Annotated in this window: 18 protein-coding genes; 6 read left to right on the top strand and 12 right to left on the bottom strand. The window is 63.5% G+C overall.

All coding sequences use genetic code 11. From position 1 onward, the window contains the following. Positions 1-159: 159 nt before the first annotated feature. The 5 genes from JG747_RS09595 to JG747_RS09615 form a co-directional block, all read right to left on the bottom strand. Positions 160-642: a hypothetical protein gene (locus tag JG747_RS09595; RefSeq protein WP_019861188.1), complete on the bottom strand. Its 483-nt coding sequence runs from the start codon at positions 640-642 to the stop codon at positions 160-162. After that, on the bottom strand, positions 617-1,138 hold the full coding sequence (locus JG747_RS09600) for a hypothetical protein (protein ID WP_202361663.1): 522 nt from the start codon (positions 1,136-1,138) through the stop codon (positions 617-619). The genes JG747_RS09595 and JG747_RS09600 overlap by 26 nt, the downstream gene beginning before the upstream one ends. After that, positions 1,105-1,425: a hypothetical protein gene (locus JG747_RS09605; RefSeq protein ID WP_244748423.1), complete on the bottom strand. Its 321-nt coding sequence runs from the start codon at positions 1,423-1,425 to the stop codon at positions 1,105-1,107. The genes JG747_RS09600 and JG747_RS09605 overlap by 34 nt, the downstream gene beginning before the upstream one ends. A gap of 89 nt (positions 1,426-1,514) precedes the next feature. Continuing rightward, a complete protein-coding gene (locus JG747_RS09610) occupies positions 1,515-1,985 on the bottom strand; it encodes a hypothetical protein (RefSeq protein WP_038649659.1) in 471 nt (156 codons plus the stop codon). Positions 1,986-2,203: 218 nt separating this feature from the next. Next, entirely contained in the window at positions 2,204-3,082 is an 879-nt protein-coding gene (locus JG747_RS09615) for a methylated-DNA--[protein]-cysteine S-methyltransferase (protein ID WP_038649656.1), read from the bottom strand. A 215-nt stretch (positions 3,083-3,297) separates the two neighbouring features. On the opposite strand from JG747_RS09615, the gene JG747_RS09620 reads away from it, so the two are divergent. Next, positions 3,298-4,113 (top strand): class I SAM-dependent methyltransferase, encoded by an 816-nt coding sequence (locus JG747_RS09620; protein WP_069093136.1) that lies wholly within the window; start codon positions 3,298-3,300, stop codon positions 4,111-4,113. An 87-nt stretch (positions 4,114-4,200) separates the two neighbouring features. Here JG747_RS09620 and JG747_RS09625 read toward each other — a convergent pair whose 3' ends face one another. Beyond that, a complete protein-coding gene (locus JG747_RS09625) occupies positions 4,201-4,695 on the bottom strand; it encodes a DUF2244 domain-containing protein (protein WP_202361664.1) in 495 nt (164 codons plus the stop codon). A gap of 22 nt (positions 4,696-4,717) precedes the next feature. Here JG747_RS09625 and nth point away from each other — a divergent pair, with 22 nt between their 5' ends. Beyond that, positions 4,718-5,530 carry an endonuclease III gene (nth, locus tag JG747_RS09630; RefSeq protein ID WP_202361665.1) on the top strand — a complete coding sequence of 271 codons (813 nt, stop codon included), beginning with the start codon at positions 4,718-4,720 and terminating at the stop codon, positions 5,528-5,530. A gap of 12 nt (positions 5,531-5,542) precedes the next feature. Here nth and JG747_RS09635 read toward each other — a convergent pair whose 3' ends face one another. From JG747_RS09635 to JG747_RS09650, 4 genes are all read right to left on the bottom strand, one after another. Further along, the gene (locus JG747_RS09635; protein WP_202361666.1) at positions 5,543-7,051 is read right to left on the bottom strand and encodes a tripartite tricarboxylate transporter permease; all 1,509 of its coding nucleotides are present in this window, start codon (positions 7,049-7,051) and stop codon (positions 5,543-5,545) included. Positions 7,052-7,060: 9 nt separating this feature from the next. Further along, positions 7,061-7,534: a tripartite tricarboxylate transporter TctB family protein gene (locus tag JG747_RS09640; protein WP_019861180.1), complete on the bottom strand. Its 474-nt coding sequence runs from the start codon at positions 7,532-7,534 to the stop codon at positions 7,061-7,063. 90 nt (positions 7,535-7,624) lie between these two features. Then, the gene (locus JG747_RS09645) at positions 7,625-8,602 is read right to left on the bottom strand and encodes a tripartite tricarboxylate transporter substrate-binding protein (protein WP_038649638.1); all 978 of its coding nucleotides are present in this window, start codon (positions 8,600-8,602) and stop codon (positions 7,625-7,627) included. Between the two features lie 251 nt (positions 8,603-8,853). Beyond that, a complete protein-coding gene (locus JG747_RS09650; RefSeq protein WP_038649635.1) occupies positions 8,854-9,312 on the bottom strand; it encodes a DUF2214 family protein in 459 nt (152 codons plus the stop codon). 316 nt (positions 9,313-9,628) lie between these two features. Here JG747_RS09650 and JG747_RS09655 point away from each other — a divergent pair, with 316 nt between their 5' ends. Further along, positions 9,629-10,168 carry a GNAT family N-acetyltransferase gene (locus JG747_RS09655; protein ID WP_019861178.1) on the top strand — a complete coding sequence of 180 codons (540 nt, stop codon included), beginning with the start codon at positions 9,629-9,631 and terminating at the stop codon, positions 10,166-10,168. 22 nt (positions 10,169-10,190) lie between these two features. Here the strand turns inward: JG747_RS09655 and JG747_RS09660 are convergent, their stop codons facing one another. Together JG747_RS09660 and JG747_RS09665 are read right to left on the bottom strand one after the other, a co-directional pair. Next, positions 10,191-12,698 carry an EAL domain-containing protein gene (locus JG747_RS09660; protein ID WP_202361667.1) on the bottom strand — a complete coding sequence of 836 codons (2,508 nt, stop codon included), beginning with the start codon at positions 12,696-12,698 and terminating at the stop codon, positions 10,191-10,193. A gap of 249 nt (positions 12,699-12,947) precedes the next feature. Next, the gene (locus JG747_RS09665) at positions 12,948-13,718 is read right to left on the bottom strand and encodes an IclR family transcriptional regulator (RefSeq protein WP_202361668.1); all 771 of its coding nucleotides are present in this window, start codon (positions 13,716-13,718) and stop codon (positions 12,948-12,950) included. A gap of 181 nt (positions 13,719-13,899) precedes the next feature. On the opposite strand from JG747_RS09665, the gene JG747_RS09670 reads away from it, so the two are divergent. The 3 genes from JG747_RS09670 to JG747_RS09680 all read left to right on the top strand — a co-directional run bounded on the left by JG747_RS09670 (position 13,900) and on the right by JG747_RS09680 (position 17,079). After that, positions 13,900-14,877, top strand: coding sequence for a Bug family tripartite tricarboxylate transporter substrate binding protein (locus JG747_RS09670; RefSeq protein ID WP_069093130.1), 978 nt, complete (start codon positions 13,900-13,902; stop codon positions 14,875-14,877). Between the two features lie 137 nt (positions 14,878-15,014). Then, on the top strand, positions 15,015-15,551 hold the full coding sequence (locus JG747_RS09675) for a tripartite tricarboxylate transporter TctB family protein (RefSeq protein ID WP_038649623.1): 537 nt from the start codon (positions 15,015-15,017) through the stop codon (positions 15,549-15,551). A gap of 4 nt (positions 15,552-15,555) precedes the next feature. Next, on the top strand, positions 15,556-17,079 hold the full coding sequence (locus JG747_RS09680; RefSeq protein WP_202361669.1) for a tripartite tricarboxylate transporter permease: 1,524 nt from the start codon (positions 15,556-15,558) through the stop codon (positions 17,077-17,079). Positions 17,080-17,090: the final 11 nt, after the last annotated feature.

Consider the following 17,090-nt stretch of genomic DNA (forward strand, 5'->3'; position numbering starts at 1 on the left):
CGGAAAGCACGATGTGGATCGAGACCCACAATGTGGATCGAGATGGCGAGGTGCGCCGGTGCATCCGTATCTATGCGCCGTCACCCCGGTGCGGGGGAAGCTAGCGCGTCATGCGATGAGTTGCCAGACCATGTGGATGTCAAAAAGCGATTTGTCGCCTCACTCGCAGCGCACGGTGACGGTGCCCTGATAGCTGCCGGCGGGAAAGATGCCGCTCGACTTGGTGGCGGTGAGATCGACCTGCAGGGCGTGGGTGCCGTTGGTGACCCTTTGCGGCACGCTTCCGTTGATGTCGACCCCCGAGCCATCGAGCCGGAAGACAGAGGCGAAAGTGACGTTGGTGCCGCCGCCGCTCGGCGCGGACGAGAATGCGGCAGGCGCCGGCGCCGAAACCGAATAGCAGTCGAGCAAGTTGAGGATGGAGCACAATAGGGAGCTCGCCACCACGGTGGCGCTGGCGCTCGATCCGCCTGCCTGTTTGGAGCCCAGTATGCTGATGGCCGGATTTGCGGTCATCGTCCCCGATGCCCCGACCATGATTGTGCAGGTGCCGATGATCACAGCTTGGGCGGGAAGGCAGAAGCCGGCAAGGGCTGCCATCGTAAGCAGCGCGCGACTATTTCTTTTTCTTTTTCTTGCCATCGCTGTTTCCGGTCCTGATGGTCCAGCCTTCGTTGGCCCATCCAGGTGACGCGGCCGCGGTGGCGGGAGCGCTGGTGGCCACGCTTCCCGTCGGGCCGTCGCCGCCGAGGCCCATTTTAAGCAGTTTCAGCTCCAGCTGCAGGCGCTGGACTTCCAGTTCGTAGAGGCGGCTGCAATCGAGGCGTTTCGGTGTGCGCCCGATCGGGATCACCACCCGGCCATAGGTCGCGACGCCATTGTCCGTCTGGTTGTTGCCTCTGATCACGCCGAGATCGACATAGGCACCGGAACTGGAAACGGCGGAACGGCAAGTGGTGCCGTCCGCGGCATGGACCTCGTCCTGGCCCTGGGGCAAGGTGACGCCGGGCAAATTGAAGCCGTTCTCGTTCTGGTTGAGATTGTAGATCTGGTCCTGGGCCTGGGTTGGAGCGGTGCTTGCCACAGCAGCCGCGAGTGCCAGCGTCAGGACTTGCGGTGCCCAAAAAACTTTCCGCATATCTGCGCCCTTATCTGCGTCTGCTGGTTGGGGAAGGGGATGCTTTCGGTACAGATACGCACTTTACGCTCGGCAGCGCCGCCGAAGGGCACGACCACAAGGACCGGACGGGAAGCCTGGGCACCGAGCTGGAAGGCAGCCGGTGATATCCTGGCGTCCACCGGCTGAAAATCCTGATCGTAGACGTGGATTTCGATCTTGATCTTCTGGTCGTATGGATTGGCCGGGAAGACGCGGACCGCGAAGACGTCGGTGAAACTGTTGACCTCGCCGCGCATCGGCGACATCGACTGGGCCGCCGCGGCAGCGGGGATCAGGCCGACGGCCAGCGCCGCCAGGGTTCCAAAAAATCTCAAGGATGCCTCCTTCCCGGGCGCTACTCGCAGCGCAGCGTTACCGTTGCCTGATAGTTGCCGTTGGCGAAGCGGTTGCTGCCGCCCTTCGTGCCGGCGAGATGGACCGAAACGAGGTCGGCGCCGGGTGTGCTGATGGCGGTCGCGGAACCGGTCTCGACGATGGAGTGCGCACCGGCGGAAGAGTAGGTTGGTGTCCAGGTGGTCGATGTCGTGTCGGCCGACGGCACCGTGGTGGCGGTAACCGGATCGACGCTCACCGACACGCCGCCTGTCGTCGTCAGCGTGACGGTTCCGGCAGAGCCGCCGCTGTTGTGGGAACTGAGTGTCTGGAGGTCGGGACTGACCGTCATCGTGCCGTTGGTGGCAATGACAAGCGTGCAGGTCGGGGTGATCGTGCCATTGAAAATGACATTTTGCGTCGCAGCCAATGCAGGCTGGCCCAGACACGCGACCAGCAAGGTTGCACCGAAGGCGGTGCGAAACAACTTCATCGAGACCTCCTATTAAGTCGGATCGCCCGAATTAACAGGAGTCATGATCGCTTTATCGTGGTTAATTTAGCGTAAACTAAAATAATTCGCGGAAATAACATCTTATAAAAACCGAAGGTTGTCCCCGGTTGTATCGTTAATTTCCGATAGAGCCCAAGTAATACTTTCCGCTTTCCAAGATCTGTAAATTTCTTCGCCGAAAACTGGAAAAACGATATTTATGATGACACTTGACCTGCCTCCCAGCCAAGGATGGCGCGCTTGCGGGTCAGGCCCCAGTGGTAGCCGGTGAGGTCGCCGGACTTGCCGATGGCGCGATGGCAAGGCACCACGAAGGAGAGCGGGTTGGCGCCATTGGCGGCGCCGACCGCGCGGCTGGCGCTTGGCGCGCCGATGCTGGCGGCGATCGAGGAATAGGTGCGGGCCTTGCCCATCGGGATCTGCAGCAGCGCCTCCCAGACGCGAACCTGGAAGTCGGTGCCGATCATGACGACATGCAGCGGCTGGTCGGGACGCCACAGCGTCGGGTCGAAGATGCGCGCGGCGTAAGGACCGGTCGCGGCCAGGTCCTCGACATAGATGGCGTTCGGCCAGCGGCTGGACATGTCGGCGAAGGCGGCGCGCTCCTCGCCGGGGTCGCTGAAGGCGAGGCCGGCAAGCCCGCGGTCGGTGGCCATGATCAGGGCGGTGCCGAAGGGCGAGGGATGGTAGCCGTAGCGGATGGTGAGGCCGGCGCCGCGCGTCTTGTAGTCGCCCGGCGACATTGCCTCATGGGTGACGAACAGGTCATGCAGCCGGCCGGGGCCGGACATGCCCAGTTCGAAGGAGGTTTCGAGCAGCGGCATGCCGGAATCGAGCAACCGGCGGGCGTGGTCGAGCGTCACCGCCTGCAGGAAGGCTTTGGGCGACAGGCCGGCCCAGCGGGTGAAGAGTTTTTGCAGGCCGGTTGGCGTCTCGCCGACTTCCTCGGCAAGCTCCTCGAGCGAAGGCTGGTCGCGATAGTCGAGGCTGATCTTCTCGATGGCGCGGCGCACGATCTCGTAGTCGCTGCCTTGCGGCGTGATGTCCTTTTTGAGGACGGCTGTCTGTGTGCTCATCGAACTGTCTCCTTGGCCAGGAATATCGCCCCTTGGGGCGGCGATCGCCACCCGAAACTTGCCTTCTTGCCGCGCATACCCAGATAGACTCGGGGTTTCGAGAGCCTGTTCCATCCCGATGGGTCGGGATGGGGCTCTCTCTTTGTGTTCGAGCATGATCTTTTCCGAAAACCGGTATCCACTTTTCGGGATCATGCTCCTGCCAGGAGTCGCTCATGGCTGGCGAGAAAGTGCATCTGACCGGGGCTAAGGAAACCTTGCTGATGACGCTATACGGCAAGGCGCTGGAGAGCCGGTTGCCCCATTCGCTGCTTGGGGATCATTTCGCCGACGAGGCGGTGCGCAAGATCGACTATGACTTCTCCAGGCTCAAGGTCGACGAGAATCTCGGCATCGGCCTGGCGATCCGGGCCAAGACATTGGACGTTCGTGTAGAGGATTTTCTGGCCAGAAATCCCGGCGCCATCGTGCTGCATCTGGGCTGCGGGCTCGATACGCGCATCTTCCGTGTCGATCCGCCGCCAGGCGTGGACTGGTTCGATGTCGACTATCCCCAGGTCATCGAACTCAGGCGAAAACTTTACCCGTCACGCGACCGTTATCATCTCATCGCTTCGTCGGTGACCGAGCCCGGCTGGCTGGCCGAAGTGCCCCACAACCGCCCGGCCATCGTGGTGGCGGAAGGGCTGACGCCCTATCTTCCCGCCGATGAGGGGCTGCGCCTGGTTTCGCGGCTTGTCTCGCATCTTGCCGGCGGCGAGCTGATGTTCGACGCCTACAGCCGTTTCGGCCTGACGCTGCTTCGTCTCAATCCCACCATCAAGGCGACTGGCGCCGAGGTTCACTGGGCGATCGATGATCCGCACGAGCTGGAGCTGGCGGTTCCGAAACTGCGGTTCGTCGAGGATATTTCCGCCTACATGCCCGAACACGCCGCCCGCATGGGCTGGCCCGCCAAACTCTTCGTTCGCCTTTGGAAACACATTCCGGCGCTGCGCAAGGTCGGCAGGCTTCTGCGCTATCGGTTCTAGAGCAATTCCAGGAAAAGTGTGAACGGTTTTCCCGGGAAAAAGCGCGTAGCGCTTTCCCTAGGGAATTGCGTCAAAACAAAGAGCCGTTTAGCGCGCCTTGGCGGTCGCCAGCGCGCGCGAAAAGGCTGTCGCAAAGCTCTCGCGGGACTCGGCGTCGAGAAAGCCGCCGATCGGCACGTTCTGGCCTTGGCCTTCAACCGTCATTTTGGTGATGCCGATCTCGGCGTGACGGGCGACCGAAAACCGGGCCCAGAACGGGTTGAAGCGGTGGGCTTCCGATTTTCCCGAAGGGGCCGTCTTGCGGATGTCGAGGGTGGTACGCGAGACCGATACCTCCTCGCGGGCGCGGGCGGCGCGGTAGTTGACGCGGAAGGCGATGTAGAGGGCGACCACGTCGAGACCGAAGAAGCCGAATACCGGCCAGGCGCCGCGCGGCAGGAAGAACGCGCCGGTCGCCAGCCAGCCGAACGACAAAGCGGCCATCAGGACCAGGAAGCCTGTCCTGCCCAGCGACCGGTGCGGGGTCAGCAATGCGTGAAAGAAGGGCTCGTCGGCCTGGAACGAGGCGTTTGTGTCGCTCATGACAGGATATTATAGGAGGGAAATGGCGAGCCCCAAGTCCAAAGATTCTTCCATGCCCGAAAAAGAATTGCCGCCAGGACGGCGCGATGGTTCCAATGCCAAGCCGCGCCCACGGCCGGTGCGGCGGACGTCGCGCTACAGTCCGGCGGAAGTGCACGAGATCTTCCGCCGGTTTTCCGTCCAGCGGCCGGAGCCGAAGGGTGAGCTCGAACATGTCAACGCGTTTACGCTCTTGGTGGCGGTGGTGCTTTCGGCTCAGGCGACCGATGCCGGCGTCAACAAAGCGACAAGGGCCTTGTTCAAAGCCGCCGACACGCCGCGGAAGATGCTGGCGCTGGGCGAGGCCAAGGTCGGCGACTATATCAGGACCATCGGTCTGTGGCGCAACAAGGCCAAGAACGTCATCGCGCTGTCGGAAGCGCTGATCCGCGACCACGGCGGGGAAGTGCCCGACAACCGCGACGAGCTGGTCAAGCTGCCAGGCGTCGGGCGCAAGACCGCCAATGTCGTGCTCAACATGGCCTTCGGCCAGCATACGATGGCGGTCGACACGCATATTTTCCGGATTGGCAACCGGCTTGGCCTGGCGCCCGGCAAGACGCCCGAACAGGTCGAGCAAGGGCTGCTGAAAATCATCCCGGACGAATATATGCGCCATGCGCATCACTGGCTGATCCTGCATGGGCGCTATGTCTGCAAGGCGCGCAAGCCGGATTGCCCGGCCTGCGTCATCGCCGATATCTGCAAGGCTGAGGAGAAGACGACCAGCATTCCGGCGCCCCTGGTGCCGATCGCTCCGCTCGATCCGGTGGACGAGGTTCAGAGCCAAGGCTGACTGGCCCGGGCTTCAACTCTCCTCCACGAACACCTCTTCGCGCTTCTTCTTGACCGAGGGCAGGAAGACGATGACGAGCACGGCCAGCGCCACCAGCAGCAGGCCGGCGCTGATCGGCCGCGTCAGGAAGGTTGAGGCGTCGCCGCGCGACAGGATCATGGCGCGGCGCAGGTTTTCCTCGAGCAGCGGGCCGAGCACGAAGCCGAGCAGCAGGGGTGCCGGTTCGCAGCGCAGCTTGGTGAGGACATAGCCGAGCAGGCCGAAGAAGGCGACGGCATAGAGATCGAAAGCATTGGTGTTGACGCTGTAAACGCCGATCGAGCAGAACGCCATGATGATCGGGAAGAGCACGTAATAGGGGATCGTCAGCAGCTTCACCCAAAGGCCGATCAGCGGCAGGTTGAGGATGATCAGCATCAGATTGCCGATCCACATCGAAGCAATGATGCCCCAGAACAGCGCCGGCTGCTCGGTGGCGACATTGGGGCCGGGCACGATGCCCTGGATGATCATGGCGCCGATCATCAGCGCCATGACAGGATTGGCCGGAATGCCCAGCGTCAGCATCGGGATGAAGGAGGTCTGGGCGCCGGCATTGTTGGCCGATTCCGGTCCGGCGACGCCGGCGATGGCGCCCTTGCCGAATTCATGCGGGGTTTTCGACACGCGTTTCTCGACCGAATAGGAGGCAAAGGCCGCAAGCACCGCACCACCGCCGGGCAGAATGCCGAGCGCCGAACCGATGATGGTTCCGCGCACGATGGGTGCTGCCATACGCTTGAAGTCGCCGCGGGTCGGCATCAGACCGGAGACCTTGCTGATCAGCACCGAGCGCTCATGCTCGTTTTCAAGGTTGCGCAGGATCTCGGCGACGCCGAAGACGCCGACCGCCACGGCGACGAAATTCAGTCCGTCGGCATATTCGCGGATGCCAAGGGTGAAGCGCGGCGCGCCGGTGTAGATGTCGGTGCCGACGATGCCAAGCAGCAGGCCGAGCACGACCATCGCCAGCGCCTTGACGATCGAGCCATGGGCGAGCGCGATGGACGAGACGAGGCCGACGATCATCAACGAAAAATACTCCGCCGCGCCGAACTGCAGGGCTATCGCCGTCAACGGCGGGGCAAAGACGGCGACGAGGAAGGTCGACACCGTGCCGGCGAAGAACGAGCCGATCGCGGCGATCGCCAATGCCGCCCCGGCGCGGCCCTGGCGGGCCATCTGATAGCCGTCGATGGCGGTGACGGCCGACGAGGATTCACCGGGCATGTTGATGAGAATGGCGGTGGTCGAGCCGCCATACTGGGCGCCGTAGTAGATGCCGGCAAGCATGATGAGGGAAGAAACCGGGTCGCCGATCTGGAAGGTGATCGGCAACAGCATGGCGATGGTTGCGGTGGCGCCGATGCCGGGCAGGACGCCGATCAGCGTGCCGAGCAGGACGCCGATCAGGCAGAAGCCGAGATTGGCCGGCGTCGAGGCGGTCGAAAAGCCGAGCGCGAGATTGTTGAGCAAGTCCATGTCAGCGTCTCACAATGCCAGCCATGAGGGCAGCCAGGGGCCGAAGCGCTGGAACGGCAGGCCGAGCGCGTAGCTGAAGACGAGGACCGAGAACAGCGTCAGGCCAGCCGACAACACGAGCGCGGTGAGCGGCTTCATGCGGCCGCTGGCGAAGGCGGCGATCAGCGCCGTCAGGAAGATCGACGGCACGAAGCCGAGGCCGCGCACCGTCAAGCCGAAGAAGATCGGCGCCGGCAGGATGAACAACATGCCGCGCCACGCCACTGGGCCGATCGGCTCACCCTCGACGCGTATCGCCTGGACGAGGATGATGGCGCCTAGCAGGATCAGCACGATCGCCAGGACCAGCGGGAAATAGCCCGGCCCCATGCGCAACGCCGTGCCGATTTCGAGGCTGAGCGACTGCAGCGCGAAGAACGCACCGAAAAAGATGAACAGCGCGGCGCACAGGCCGTTGGTCCTGTCGATTGCGAAAGGTTTCATGACGGTCCTCCCAGGCGCTGGGGCCTGCCGTTGCAAATGGGAAATCGGATCGAAGCGAACGGGGCGCCGCGGGCGCCCCGTTTCAAGCCATCAGTCGGCGTACTGGCCGGCGGCTTCGATGATCGGCTTCCAGCGCGCGATCTCGCTTTCCAGCTTGGCCTTCAGCGCCGCCGGCGTCGCGTCGGCCTCCGATGACGGCCTGGTGCCGAGTTCGGCGAAGCGGGCGATGACGTTCGGGTCCTTCAGGGCAACCTGGAGCGATTTCGACAGGCGGTCGGTGATCTCGGCCGGCGTGCCCTTCGGCGCATAGAGGCCGTGCCAGATGCCGACCTGCACCGCGGGGAGGCCGGCTTCGATCGTCGTCGGCACATCCTTCAGCACGTCGAGGCGCTCCGGCGAGGTGACGGCATAGGCCTTGATCGTGCCGCCCTGGATCTGCTTGGTGGTGTTGGTGGTCTGGTCGCACATAATGTCGACCTGGCCGCCGAGAAGATCGGTCATGGCCGGGCCGGTGCCCTTGTAGGGCACGGTGACCAGCGGCGTGCCGATGGCGCTCATGAACAGCATGCCGCACAGATGCGAGGCCGCACCGATACCGGCATTGGCGACGGTGATGCTGTCCTTGTTGGCGTTGGCGTAGTCGACAAGCCCTTTCAGATCGGTCGGCGGAAGATCCTTGCGGCCGATGATGGTCATCGGCACTTCGGTCACCAGGCCGACATATTCAAAGGCGTTCAGCGTGTCGTAGGCCAGCTTTCTGTAGAGCGTCGCACTCGTCGCCATGCCGATGTGATGGAGGAGCAGCGTGTAGCCATCGGGATCGGCATTGGCGACGCGGCCCGCGCCGAGCGTGCCGCCGGCGCCGCCGACATTCTCGACGATGACCTGCTGGCCGAGATCCTTCGACATGGCTTCCGCGACGAGCCGGGTGACGGTGTCGGTCGGACCGCCTGCCGCAAACGGCACGACAACGGTGATGGTACGTTCGGGATAGGATTGTGCGTCGGCGGCGAACGAATAAAGCGTGACGGCCGCGGCGGCGGCCAGAGCGGCAACAAATTTTCGCATCGTAATTCTCCTCCGGGATATGAATAAACCGCTGCGCGGAACTCCTCTCAATGCCGGCCGCGGATGAAACAACAACCAGCGCAGGCCAATAGATTGCAATCGGACTCAAATGGCAAACTGGGATATCCGCGGCAGCCGGCACGCAACGGATAGATGTTCGAACCACAAGGCGGGATCCGAAACGGTCGATAGTCGACCGGCTTCGGCAAATGCCGATTGCAGACCCTACTCGCTCACGTTCTATTCCAGATCTATTGGTAGCCGTAACCGCGCGCCATCGCCGCCGCGAAGACCGGGATCAGCAGGAAGACGAAGGCCTCGGCGCGGATATAGGTCTTCACCGAGGCCAGTTCGCCCGCCGGCACGGCGAAGGCGGGATTGGCGCTGGCCTGCCGGTTCCAGGAAATGAAGCGCACGGTCGGGATGATCGACAGCAGGCCGACAATGCCGAATGCCGCCATCTTGGCCCAGAACATCCAGTTGTAGACGTAGAACTCCCAACCCTTGAGGCCCCAGAAGACACGGCCGATGCCGACGATGATGATGAGTGAGGCGATGATGCCATAGTGGCGGTCGATGCCGGCGAGTCGCTTGAGGGTTACGGCGGGCAGGTCGCCGCGGATCAGCACGAATTCGGCGCCGATGATCCCTGCCAGGGAAAACACCAGCAGATGATGGATAATGGCAAGCACAAGGTCGGTCGTGTCCATGTTTCTTCCCTTGGGTTGAGCACGCGTCTGAAAAGGTCGCGCCGCAGATGTGCTGAATCAGTCTGCCGGGAAATTAACACCGTCGGGCAGAATTCCCATAGAAGCTGAATTCCTGGTCTTAGGCGGCGTTGACGCTCGGTCCAGGCACGTTAGGTTCGCAGGCATGACCGGTCTGGAACGCCCCCTGTATCCGATGGCCTGGCGCGGCTGAAGATCTGCTTCGGGCTGCTATTCTGGATGATGGCGAGTCGTCCGCTGGCCCTTGCACCGCAGGGGCAATTTGCTAAGCGCGGACAAGATCAGCGAGGCAAATCCCATGAACAACCGCAAAGTGACCGTCGCTCCCGTCATCGAGACGCAGCGAACCATTCTGCGGGCGCACCGGCTGGAGGATTTCGACGCCTATGCAACAATGTGGGCCGACCCGGCCGTTACCCGCTTCATCGGCGGCAAGCCGCGCACGCGCGAGGAAAGCTGGATGCGCTTCCTGCGTCATGCCGGCCTGTGGTCGCTGCTCGGCTACGGCTTCTGGGCGATCGAGGAGAAGGCGACGGGCCGCTTCGTCGGCGAGGCCGGGTTTCACGACCTGAAGCGCGACATGGAGCCGTCGATCGAAGGCATTCCCGAGGCCGGATGGGCGCTGGCGCCGGAAGTGCACGGGGCAGGCCTCGCCACAGAGGTCGTCGGCCGTGTCCTGGCCTGGGGCGAAGAAACCTTCGGACGGGTGAAAACCGTCTGCATCATCGATCCCGAGAATACCGCCTCGTTGAATGTCGCTGACAAGGTCGGCTATCGCGAGGTGTTGCGGACCACCTATCATGACGCGCCGACCGTGCTGCTGGAGCGGCTGTCCTGAACGGCATTGCAGCTCCGGTAGACTAGCCCGCCTTGCGGCGCAGCTTCCGCGCCAGATCGGCCCATGGATCGACGCTTTCGACGGCCGGCGTGACGCCTCGGCCTAGCAGCACCGTCGAGGCATCGAACGGCGTCGGTCTGGCGATCCCATAGCCCTGGGCATAGTCGACGCCGATGGTCTTCAGCGCGGCGGCGATACCGTCGCTCTCGACGAACTCGGCGATGGTGCGCTTTCCCATGACCTTGCCGATGTGGTGGATCATCTCGACCATGGCGCGGTCGATGCGGTCGTCCAGCATGTCCTTGACGAAGCTGCCGTCGATCTTGAGGTAGTCGACCGGCAGGTGCTTCAGATACGCGAAAGACGACATGCCGGAGCCGAAATCGTCGAGCGCGAAGCGGCAGCCCAGGCCGCGCAGATCGGCAATGAAGCGCATGGCGTTGGTGAGATTGGCGATAGCGCTAGTTTCGGTGATCTCCAGGCAGATCATGGCAGGCGAAATGCCATGGATGAGGAATTGCTCGCGCAGGAAGCCGAGAAAGCTTTCGTCGCCGAAAGTCGCGCCGGAAAGATTGATGGCGCATGTTGCGATGGGCGGCGTGCGCGGATCGGCCTGCCGGGCGGCCAGGATGCGGAAGGTGTTGCGCACCACCCAGCGGTCGATCGACGGCATCAGGCCGTAGCGCTCGGCCGCGGGAATGAAACTCTGCGGGGTGACGAAGCTGCCATCTTCGTCGGTCAGCCGCAACAGGATCTCTATATGCGCTCCAGCCTCGACGACGTCGTCGTTGAGCGGCCAGATTTCCTGAGCATGAAGCCGGAAACGGTCTTGCTCCAGCGCGGCGTGCAGGCGCTGCACCCAGGCCATCTCGCCAAAACGCTCGCGCAAGTCGACGTCGCCATCGCTGTGGATCTGGACGCGGTTGCGGCCCTTTTCCTTGGCCATGTAGCAGGCGACGTCGGCGGCCCGTAGCGTTTCCTCGATCGTCACCTGCGCATTGGCGATCTCCACCATGCCGACACTGACGCTGGTGTTGAACGGCCTGCCATCCCAGACGAAATGCAGGTTCTGCACCGCCGCGCGCAGCCGTTCGGCGATGTCGCACGCTTCGTTGGCTCCACAATCGACGAGCAGCACGCCGAACTCATCGCCGCCCAACCGTGCCAGCACGTCGCCCGGCCGCAAATCGCAGGTCAGCAGCGCCGAGATCTGGCGCAGCAACTGGTCGCCCGCCGCATGGCCGCACGTATCGTTGACCAGCTTGAACTGATCGAGATCGAGATACATCAAGGCGTGTTGCCGGGGCTGGCCCTGCAATTCGACGATGGTCCTTTCCAACCGGCTTTCGAAATCGCGCCGGTTGGCGAGCCCGGTCAACGCATCATGCGAAGCCTGCCACGAAAGCCGCTCGATATAATCCTCTTCGCGCGTCATGTCGTGGAAGGCGAGCACGGCACCGACGACCTCACCGGAAACGAGCAGCGGTGCGCCGGTCAATGCGACGGGAACAACAGAGCCGTCCGGCCGCTGCAGCAATTGTGGACGGGCGCTGGACCGGCGCGCTTCGCCGGCCAGGAGACGCTCGACCAACTGCGTTTCTTCAACGCCGGTGTCCTTGTCGACGAGGCGAAAGAACGCTGCGATGGGTTTGCCCCTGGCAGTGCCGAGCGGGCATGCCAGCAGCTTCTCGGCAACCGCATTCATGTAGTCGAGCCGCCCGTCGCGGCCGGTGCAGACGACGGCCTGGCCGATCGAAGCCAGCGTGATCTGGGCGCGCTCGCGCTCGGCATTGAGCGCCAACTGGAAGGCCTGGCGCTGCGCCAAGAGCTTGCGCGTGCGCCACACGGCAAGCAGGATCAACGATGCGGCCGTGACGAGATTGGCGAAGGTAAGCAGCATCCGGATGAAGCGCGATCCTTCGCCGAGACTGTCCGAGAAAGCCTTGGACAACGGGGTGACCTGATGATCGAGCCGATGGATTTCCGCTTTCCAGGCGCCGATCTCGGCTGCCGACGCCGGCCCCTTGCCCAGCGTCGCATGCATCGTATCGCCGAGCCGCTGGATGGCGAGGATCATCGTGTCGGCCGCTGCCCAGTCCCGAATGGCGGTGTCGAGATAGCTGAAGTTCCGGAAATTCTGGAAAAGCCAGATCATCCCGGCGACGTCGTCCGGGTGGTTTCTGCCTTGCAGGAAGCCTGCCCGCGCGGCCTCTGTATCGGGCTCGGGCTGCTCCAGCGCCAGGCGGGCCGAACGGTCGGCCAGCGGAACGGCGATCGCTTCGCGATACTCGCCGAAGAACTCCTCATTGCCGGTGTCCGCATAGAGGCTGAGGAAATAGATGGCGTGCTTTTGCCCCTTGGACCACTGGCTTTCGCCGCCGACATAGGCGCGAACCGCCGAAAGGGTGTGTAGGCTGAGGCTGGCGACCAGCGCCTGGATGAGGACGACGGCGATGAACGGCCAGACGAAGCCCGAGAAGACGGGGGCTGGCGTCCATCGATGACGGCTTAGAATCCACGGACGTGCCATGATCCTGTCAGCGCGTCTGTCCGACTGTTTCACCCGTCGGTTGAGACGATTTTCTTCTCTCATGTCGCTCAAATGGCGACAACAACCGGGTATCACGCGGGACTTAACAGCAAATAAATAGTTCCGTCCTCTATGAAGCCTTTTCTTGATTTGGGTAGCCCAATATTACGCCACGTCAAGTGACTGCTTCGAGTTGAATCGGCTTGTATTCGAAGTTTATCGGTTCTTTTCCGGGCCGCAACCGCGCGGCTAGCGCACAATCTCCGTTGCGAGACTTGCCTGTTCGAGCATCGAGGCATCCTCGCCAAAGGCACGGGTGGCACGGGCTGCCGCCTCGAGCAGAGGCCGTTTCATGCGCTCGAGGAAGGCGGCATCGACGCGCGTGCTGGGACCAGCCAGCGTCAGCGCGCCGAGCAGCACACGCCCCGGTCCGAATACCGGTGCCGAGATGCCTGCCGTTTCGGGATCCCGATCGCCGACGGCGAGGCAGTTGCAGGTCCGGCGTATGGTCTCATAGGGTTCGCCCGGCTGGCCGGAAAACGCCGCAAGCACGCGGCCGCCGGAGCCGAGAAGCAAAGGCAATACGTCACCCTCGCGGATCGTGTAGCGGATCGGATGCTTGGATTCGACGCGGTAAAGACAGGTGCGGACGTCGCCCGAGCGGACATAGAAGGCAACGCTCTCCCAGCTGCGCTCGGAAAGGTCGCGCATGATCGGCAGCAGGATGTCGACCGCCACGACCGAACGCTGATAGAGCGTGCCCAGCCGGAAGGTTGCGGGCCCGACACGATAGCGCCCGTCGTCCAGCCGCTCGAGCAGTTGCCCACGCAGCAGCGAATTGGCCAGCCGCAGGATCGTGCTCTTGTAAAGACCGGTGCGCGCCGCGATTTCAGCCAGGCTGAGCGAGCGGTCGGCCGTGGTGAAGGCATCGAGGATGGCGATCGCCCGATCAAGGGCCGCAACACCTTCGGCGGACGCATGCCGGCTTACAGCATCAGTTGATCTGCTTGGTGAGTCCATTGTGGTTCCAACCCCGAGATGCCCGAGGGCCAGTCTGTCGCGCTGCCGGGGCGTTCTGTCTAGCAGAATATCGTTCCCGTTGACAGAACTCGGTAACATCTGCTTGAACTCGATCACGGGTCTGTGAATGCAGGCGCGTTTGGCAGGCACCGGAGGAGGTGTCGTGATCTGGAGGAATCCCATGCTGAACAGACGCAGATTTTTGATGAGCACGGCGGCTGCAGGCGCTGCCGGCCTTGCAGGACTTCATCTCACGCCCGCTTTCGCCGAAGGGGCACCGCAGATCCAGATATTCGTTCCGGCGGCGCCCGGCGGCGGCTGGGACCAGACGGGGCGCACGATGGATCAGGTGATGCGCGCAGAGAAGCTGATCTCCGGCTCGCAGATCACCAATGTCGGCGGCGCCGGCGGCACGGTCGGGCTGCCGCAATTCATCAGCCAGTGGAACGGCAAGGGCAATTCGCTGATGGTGGCCGGCATGGTCATGGTCGGCGCCATCATCGCCAACAAGGCCGCCAACAATCTGACGCAAGTCACGCCGATCGCCCGTCTCACCGGCGAATTCGAGGCCCTGGTGGTGCCGGCGGAGTCGCCCTTCAAGACGGCCGCCGATTTCGTCGCCGCGCTGAAGGCCGATCCGACGAAGGTTCCCGTCGCCGGTGGTTCGGCCGGTGGCTCCGACCACATCCTGTTCGGCCTGATCGCCAAGACGGTAGGCGTTCCGGCGACCAATCTTTCCTATGTGCCGTTCGCCGGCGGCGGCGAGGCCTTGTCGGCGCTGCTCGGCAATCAGGTGGCGGCCGGCATTTCCGGCTTTGGCGAATTCTCAGAACAGGTCAAGGCCGGCGCGCTCAGGCTGCTCGCCATCTCGGCCGACAAGCGCCAGGACGGCATCGACGCGCCGACGCTGAAGGAAGCCGGCATCGATGTCGAACTGTTCAACTGGCGCGGCGTCTTCGCGCCCCCTGGCGTGTCCGACGCCGACAAAGCGGCGATGATCACGCTGGTGGAGACCATGGCAAAGAGCGATGCCTGGGCGACCGAATGTAAGAACCGCAACTGGACGCCCATCCTGCTCACCGGCGACGACTATGCGAAATTCGTTGCCGAGGATTCGGCGCGTATCGAAGCCATCCTCAAGGATCTCGGCCTCGCCTGATTTCCCCAGGGGACGGCGCGAGCCGTCCCTTATTTTCTCAAGTCCGCCGATCGCATCGCAGATGAGATCGGTCATGGACTGACAGCATGAAGGCCGATGACAGCCGTCTTGGCCCGTAATCCTGGGGAGGACATTCCATGAGCACCATCAACCAGCCGACGGCGCCCTCGCGCCTTGCCGTGCCGGAATTGCTTGTTGGCATCGGGCTTCTCGCCTGTGCCGGCGCTGTCGCCTGGCAGACGCTGGCGATCCCGGTGTCGCCGCTCTACTCCAAGGTCGGCCCGACCGTCTTTCCCTACCTCACCATGGTCGGCCTGATGGTGCTTGCGCTGCTGCTCATCCTCGCCGCGTTTCGCGGCGGATGGCAGCCGGAGGAGGAAAAGGAAACGCCGACCGATTGGAGGGCGATGGGCTTTGTCGTCATCGGCCTTCTGGCCAACCTGCTGCTCATCCGGCCGCTCGGCTTCACGGCGGCATCGGTGATCATGTTCGTTCTCGTCTGCTACGGCTTCGGCAGCAGGCATACGCTGCGCGACGCGCTCACCGGCCTTGTCCTGGCGCTGGCCGCCTATTTCGGCTTCGCCAGGGCGCTCGGCGTCAACATCGGTGCCGGCTTCATCGAGAACCAGCTGAACACGGTGATCGACGCGATTGCCGGCGCGTTTGGGGCGTGAGACCATGAACACGCTCGAACAACTCGCCCACGGCTTCTCGGTCGCCTTCACCCCGGTCAATCTTCTGTGGTGCCTGCTCGGCACCACGCTCGGCACCGCCATCGGCGTGCTGCCTGGCCTCGGGCCGGCGCTGACCATCGCGCTGCTTCTGCCGATCACCTATCAGGTGGCGCCGGAAGCGTCCTTCATCCTGTTCGCCGGCATCTATTACGGCGCCATGTATGGCGGCTCGACGACGTCGATCCTGCTCAACACGCCAGGTGAAAGCGCCACCATCGTCACCGCGCTGGAGGGCAACAAGATGGCGCGGTCCGGCCGTGGGGGTGCTGCCCTTGCCACCTCGGCTATCGGTTCGTTCGTTGCCGGCACGCTCGGCACGCTGGGTGTCGCCTTCCTGGCGCCGGTGGTGGTCAAGTTCGCGCTGGCCTTCGGGCCGGCCGAATATTTCTCGCTGATGGTGCTGGCCTTCATCACGGTTTCGGCCGTGCTCGGCTCGTCCTCTGTGCGCGGGCTCACCAGCCTGTTTGCCGGCTTCGTTATCGGCATGATCGGCGTCGACCTGCAGACTGGCCAGCCGCGCTTCACCTTCGGCACGACCGAACTGCTCGACGGCGTCGACGTCATCATCGCCGCCGTCGGCCTGTTCGCGGTCGGCGAGACGCTCTACATGGCCTCGCGCCGCTATGCCGGCAAGGACGAGATCGTGCCGCTGAAAGGCTCGCTCTACATGACCGCGGCCGAATGGGGCCGCTCGTGGAAGGCCTGGCTGCGCGGTGCGGCGATCGGCTTCCCGATCGGCGCCATGCCGGCCGGTGGCGCCGAAATCCCGACCTTCCTGTCCTATGCCATCGAGAAGAAGCTGTCGAAGCACAAGGAGGAGTTCGGCACGGTCGGCGCCATCGAGGGCGTCGCCGGTCCGGAGGCCGCCAACAATGCGTCGGCCGCCGGCGTGCTGGTGCCGATGCTGACGCTCGGCCTGCCGACCTCGGCGACGGCGGCGATCATGCTGTCGGCGTTCCAGAGCTACGGCATCAATCCCGGGCCGCTGCTCCTGACGACGCAGGCCAATTTGGTCTGGGGCCTGATCGCCAGCCTGTTCATCGCCAACGTCATCCTCGTCATCCTCAATTTGCCGCTGATCGGACTGTGGGTGCGGCTGCTGAAGATCCCGGCTCCGCAGCTCTATGCCGGCATCCTGGTGTTCGCGACCGTCGGCACCTACGGCATCTCGCAATCGCCCATCGATCTCGTGATCCTCTATCTCCTGGGGGCGGCGGGCTTACTGATGCGGCGCTTCGATTTCCCGACCGCGCCTGTGATCATCGGCATGATCCTGGGACCGCTCGCCGAAACCCAGTTCCGCCGGGCGATGACCATCTCGAATGGCGATTGGTCGGTGTTCTACAAGCATCCGCTGTCGCTGACGCTGCTGACGCTCGCCTTCATCGGCCTGGTCGGGCCGCATATCTGGGCCTTCATCGAGCACCGCCGGCGGCGCGGGCCGGAGCATGTGCCGGGCGATGCCTGATCGATTTGAGA

Origin of the sequence: Mesorhizobium sp. 131-3-5, from assembly GCF_016756575.1 — a bacterium.
Classification (GTDB): domain Bacteria; phylum Pseudomonadota; class Alphaproteobacteria; order Rhizobiales; family Rhizobiaceae; genus Mesorhizobium; species Mesorhizobium jarvisii.

Bases quoted from the DNA above. Each gene is read 5' to 3' on its own strand.
- JG747_RS09595 (WP_019861188.1), bottom strand. From the start codon at position 642: ATGGCAAGAAAAAGAAAAAGAAATAGTCGCGCGCTGCTTACGATGGCA.
- JG747_RS09600 (WP_202361663.1), bottom strand. From the start codon at position 1,138: ATGCGGAAAGTTTTTTGGGCACCGCAAGTCCTGACGCTGGCACTCGCG.
- JG747_RS09605 (WP_244748423.1), bottom strand. From the start codon at position 1,425: ATGTCGCCGATGCGCGGCGAGGTCAACAGTTTCACCGACGTCTTCGCG.
- JG747_RS09610 (WP_038649659.1), bottom strand. From the start codon at position 1,985: ATGAAGTTGTTTCGCACCGCCTTCGGTGCAACCTTGCTGGTCGCGTGT.
- JG747_RS09615 (WP_038649656.1), bottom strand. From the start codon at position 3,082: ATGAGCACACAGACAGCCGTCCTCAAAAAGGACATCACGCCGCAAGGC.
- JG747_RS09620 (WP_069093136.1), top strand. From the start codon at position 3,298: ATGGCTGGCGAGAAAGTGCATCTGACCGGGGCTAAGGAAACCTTGCTG.
- JG747_RS09625 (WP_202361664.1), bottom strand. From the start codon at position 4,695: ATGAGCGACACAAACGCCTCGTTCCAGGCCGACGAGCCCTTCTTTCAC.
- nth (WP_202361665.1), top strand. From the start codon at position 4,718: ATGGCGAGCCCCAAGTCCAAAGATTCTTCCATGCCCGAAAAAGAATTG.
- JG747_RS09635 (WP_202361666.1), bottom strand. From the start codon at position 7,051: ATGGACTTGCTCAACAATCTCGCGCTCGGCTTTTCGACCGCCTCGACG.
- JG747_RS09640 (WP_019861180.1), bottom strand. From the start codon at position 7,534: ATGAAACCTTTCGCAATCGACAGGACCAACGGCCTGTGCGCCGCGCTG.
- JG747_RS09645 (WP_038649638.1), bottom strand. From the start codon at position 8,602: ATGCGAAAATTTGTTGCCGCTCTGGCCGCCGCCGCGGCCGTCACGCTT.
- JG747_RS09650 (WP_038649635.1), bottom strand. From the start codon at position 9,312: ATGGACACGACCGACCTTGTGCTTGCCATTATCCATCATCTGCTGGTG.
- JG747_RS09655 (WP_019861178.1), top strand. From the start codon at position 9,629: ATGAACAACCGCAAAGTGACCGTCGCTCCCGTCATCGAGACGCAGCGA.
- JG747_RS09660 (WP_202361667.1), bottom strand. From the start codon at position 12,698: ATGGCACGTCCGTGGATTCTAAGCCGTCATCGATGGACGCCAGCCCCC.
- JG747_RS09665 (WP_202361668.1), bottom strand. From the start codon at position 13,718: ATGGACTCACCAAGCAGATCAACTGATGCTGTAAGCCGGCATGCGTCC.
- JG747_RS09670 (WP_069093130.1), top strand. From the start codon at position 13,900: ATGCTGAACAGACGCAGATTTTTGATGAGCACGGCGGCTGCAGGCGCT.
- JG747_RS09675 (WP_038649623.1), top strand. From the start codon at position 15,015: ATGAGCACCATCAACCAGCCGACGGCGCCCTCGCGCCTTGCCGTGCCG.
- JG747_RS09680 (WP_202361669.1), top strand. From the start codon at position 15,556: ATGAACACGCTCGAACAACTCGCCCACGGCTTCTCGGTCGCCTTCACC.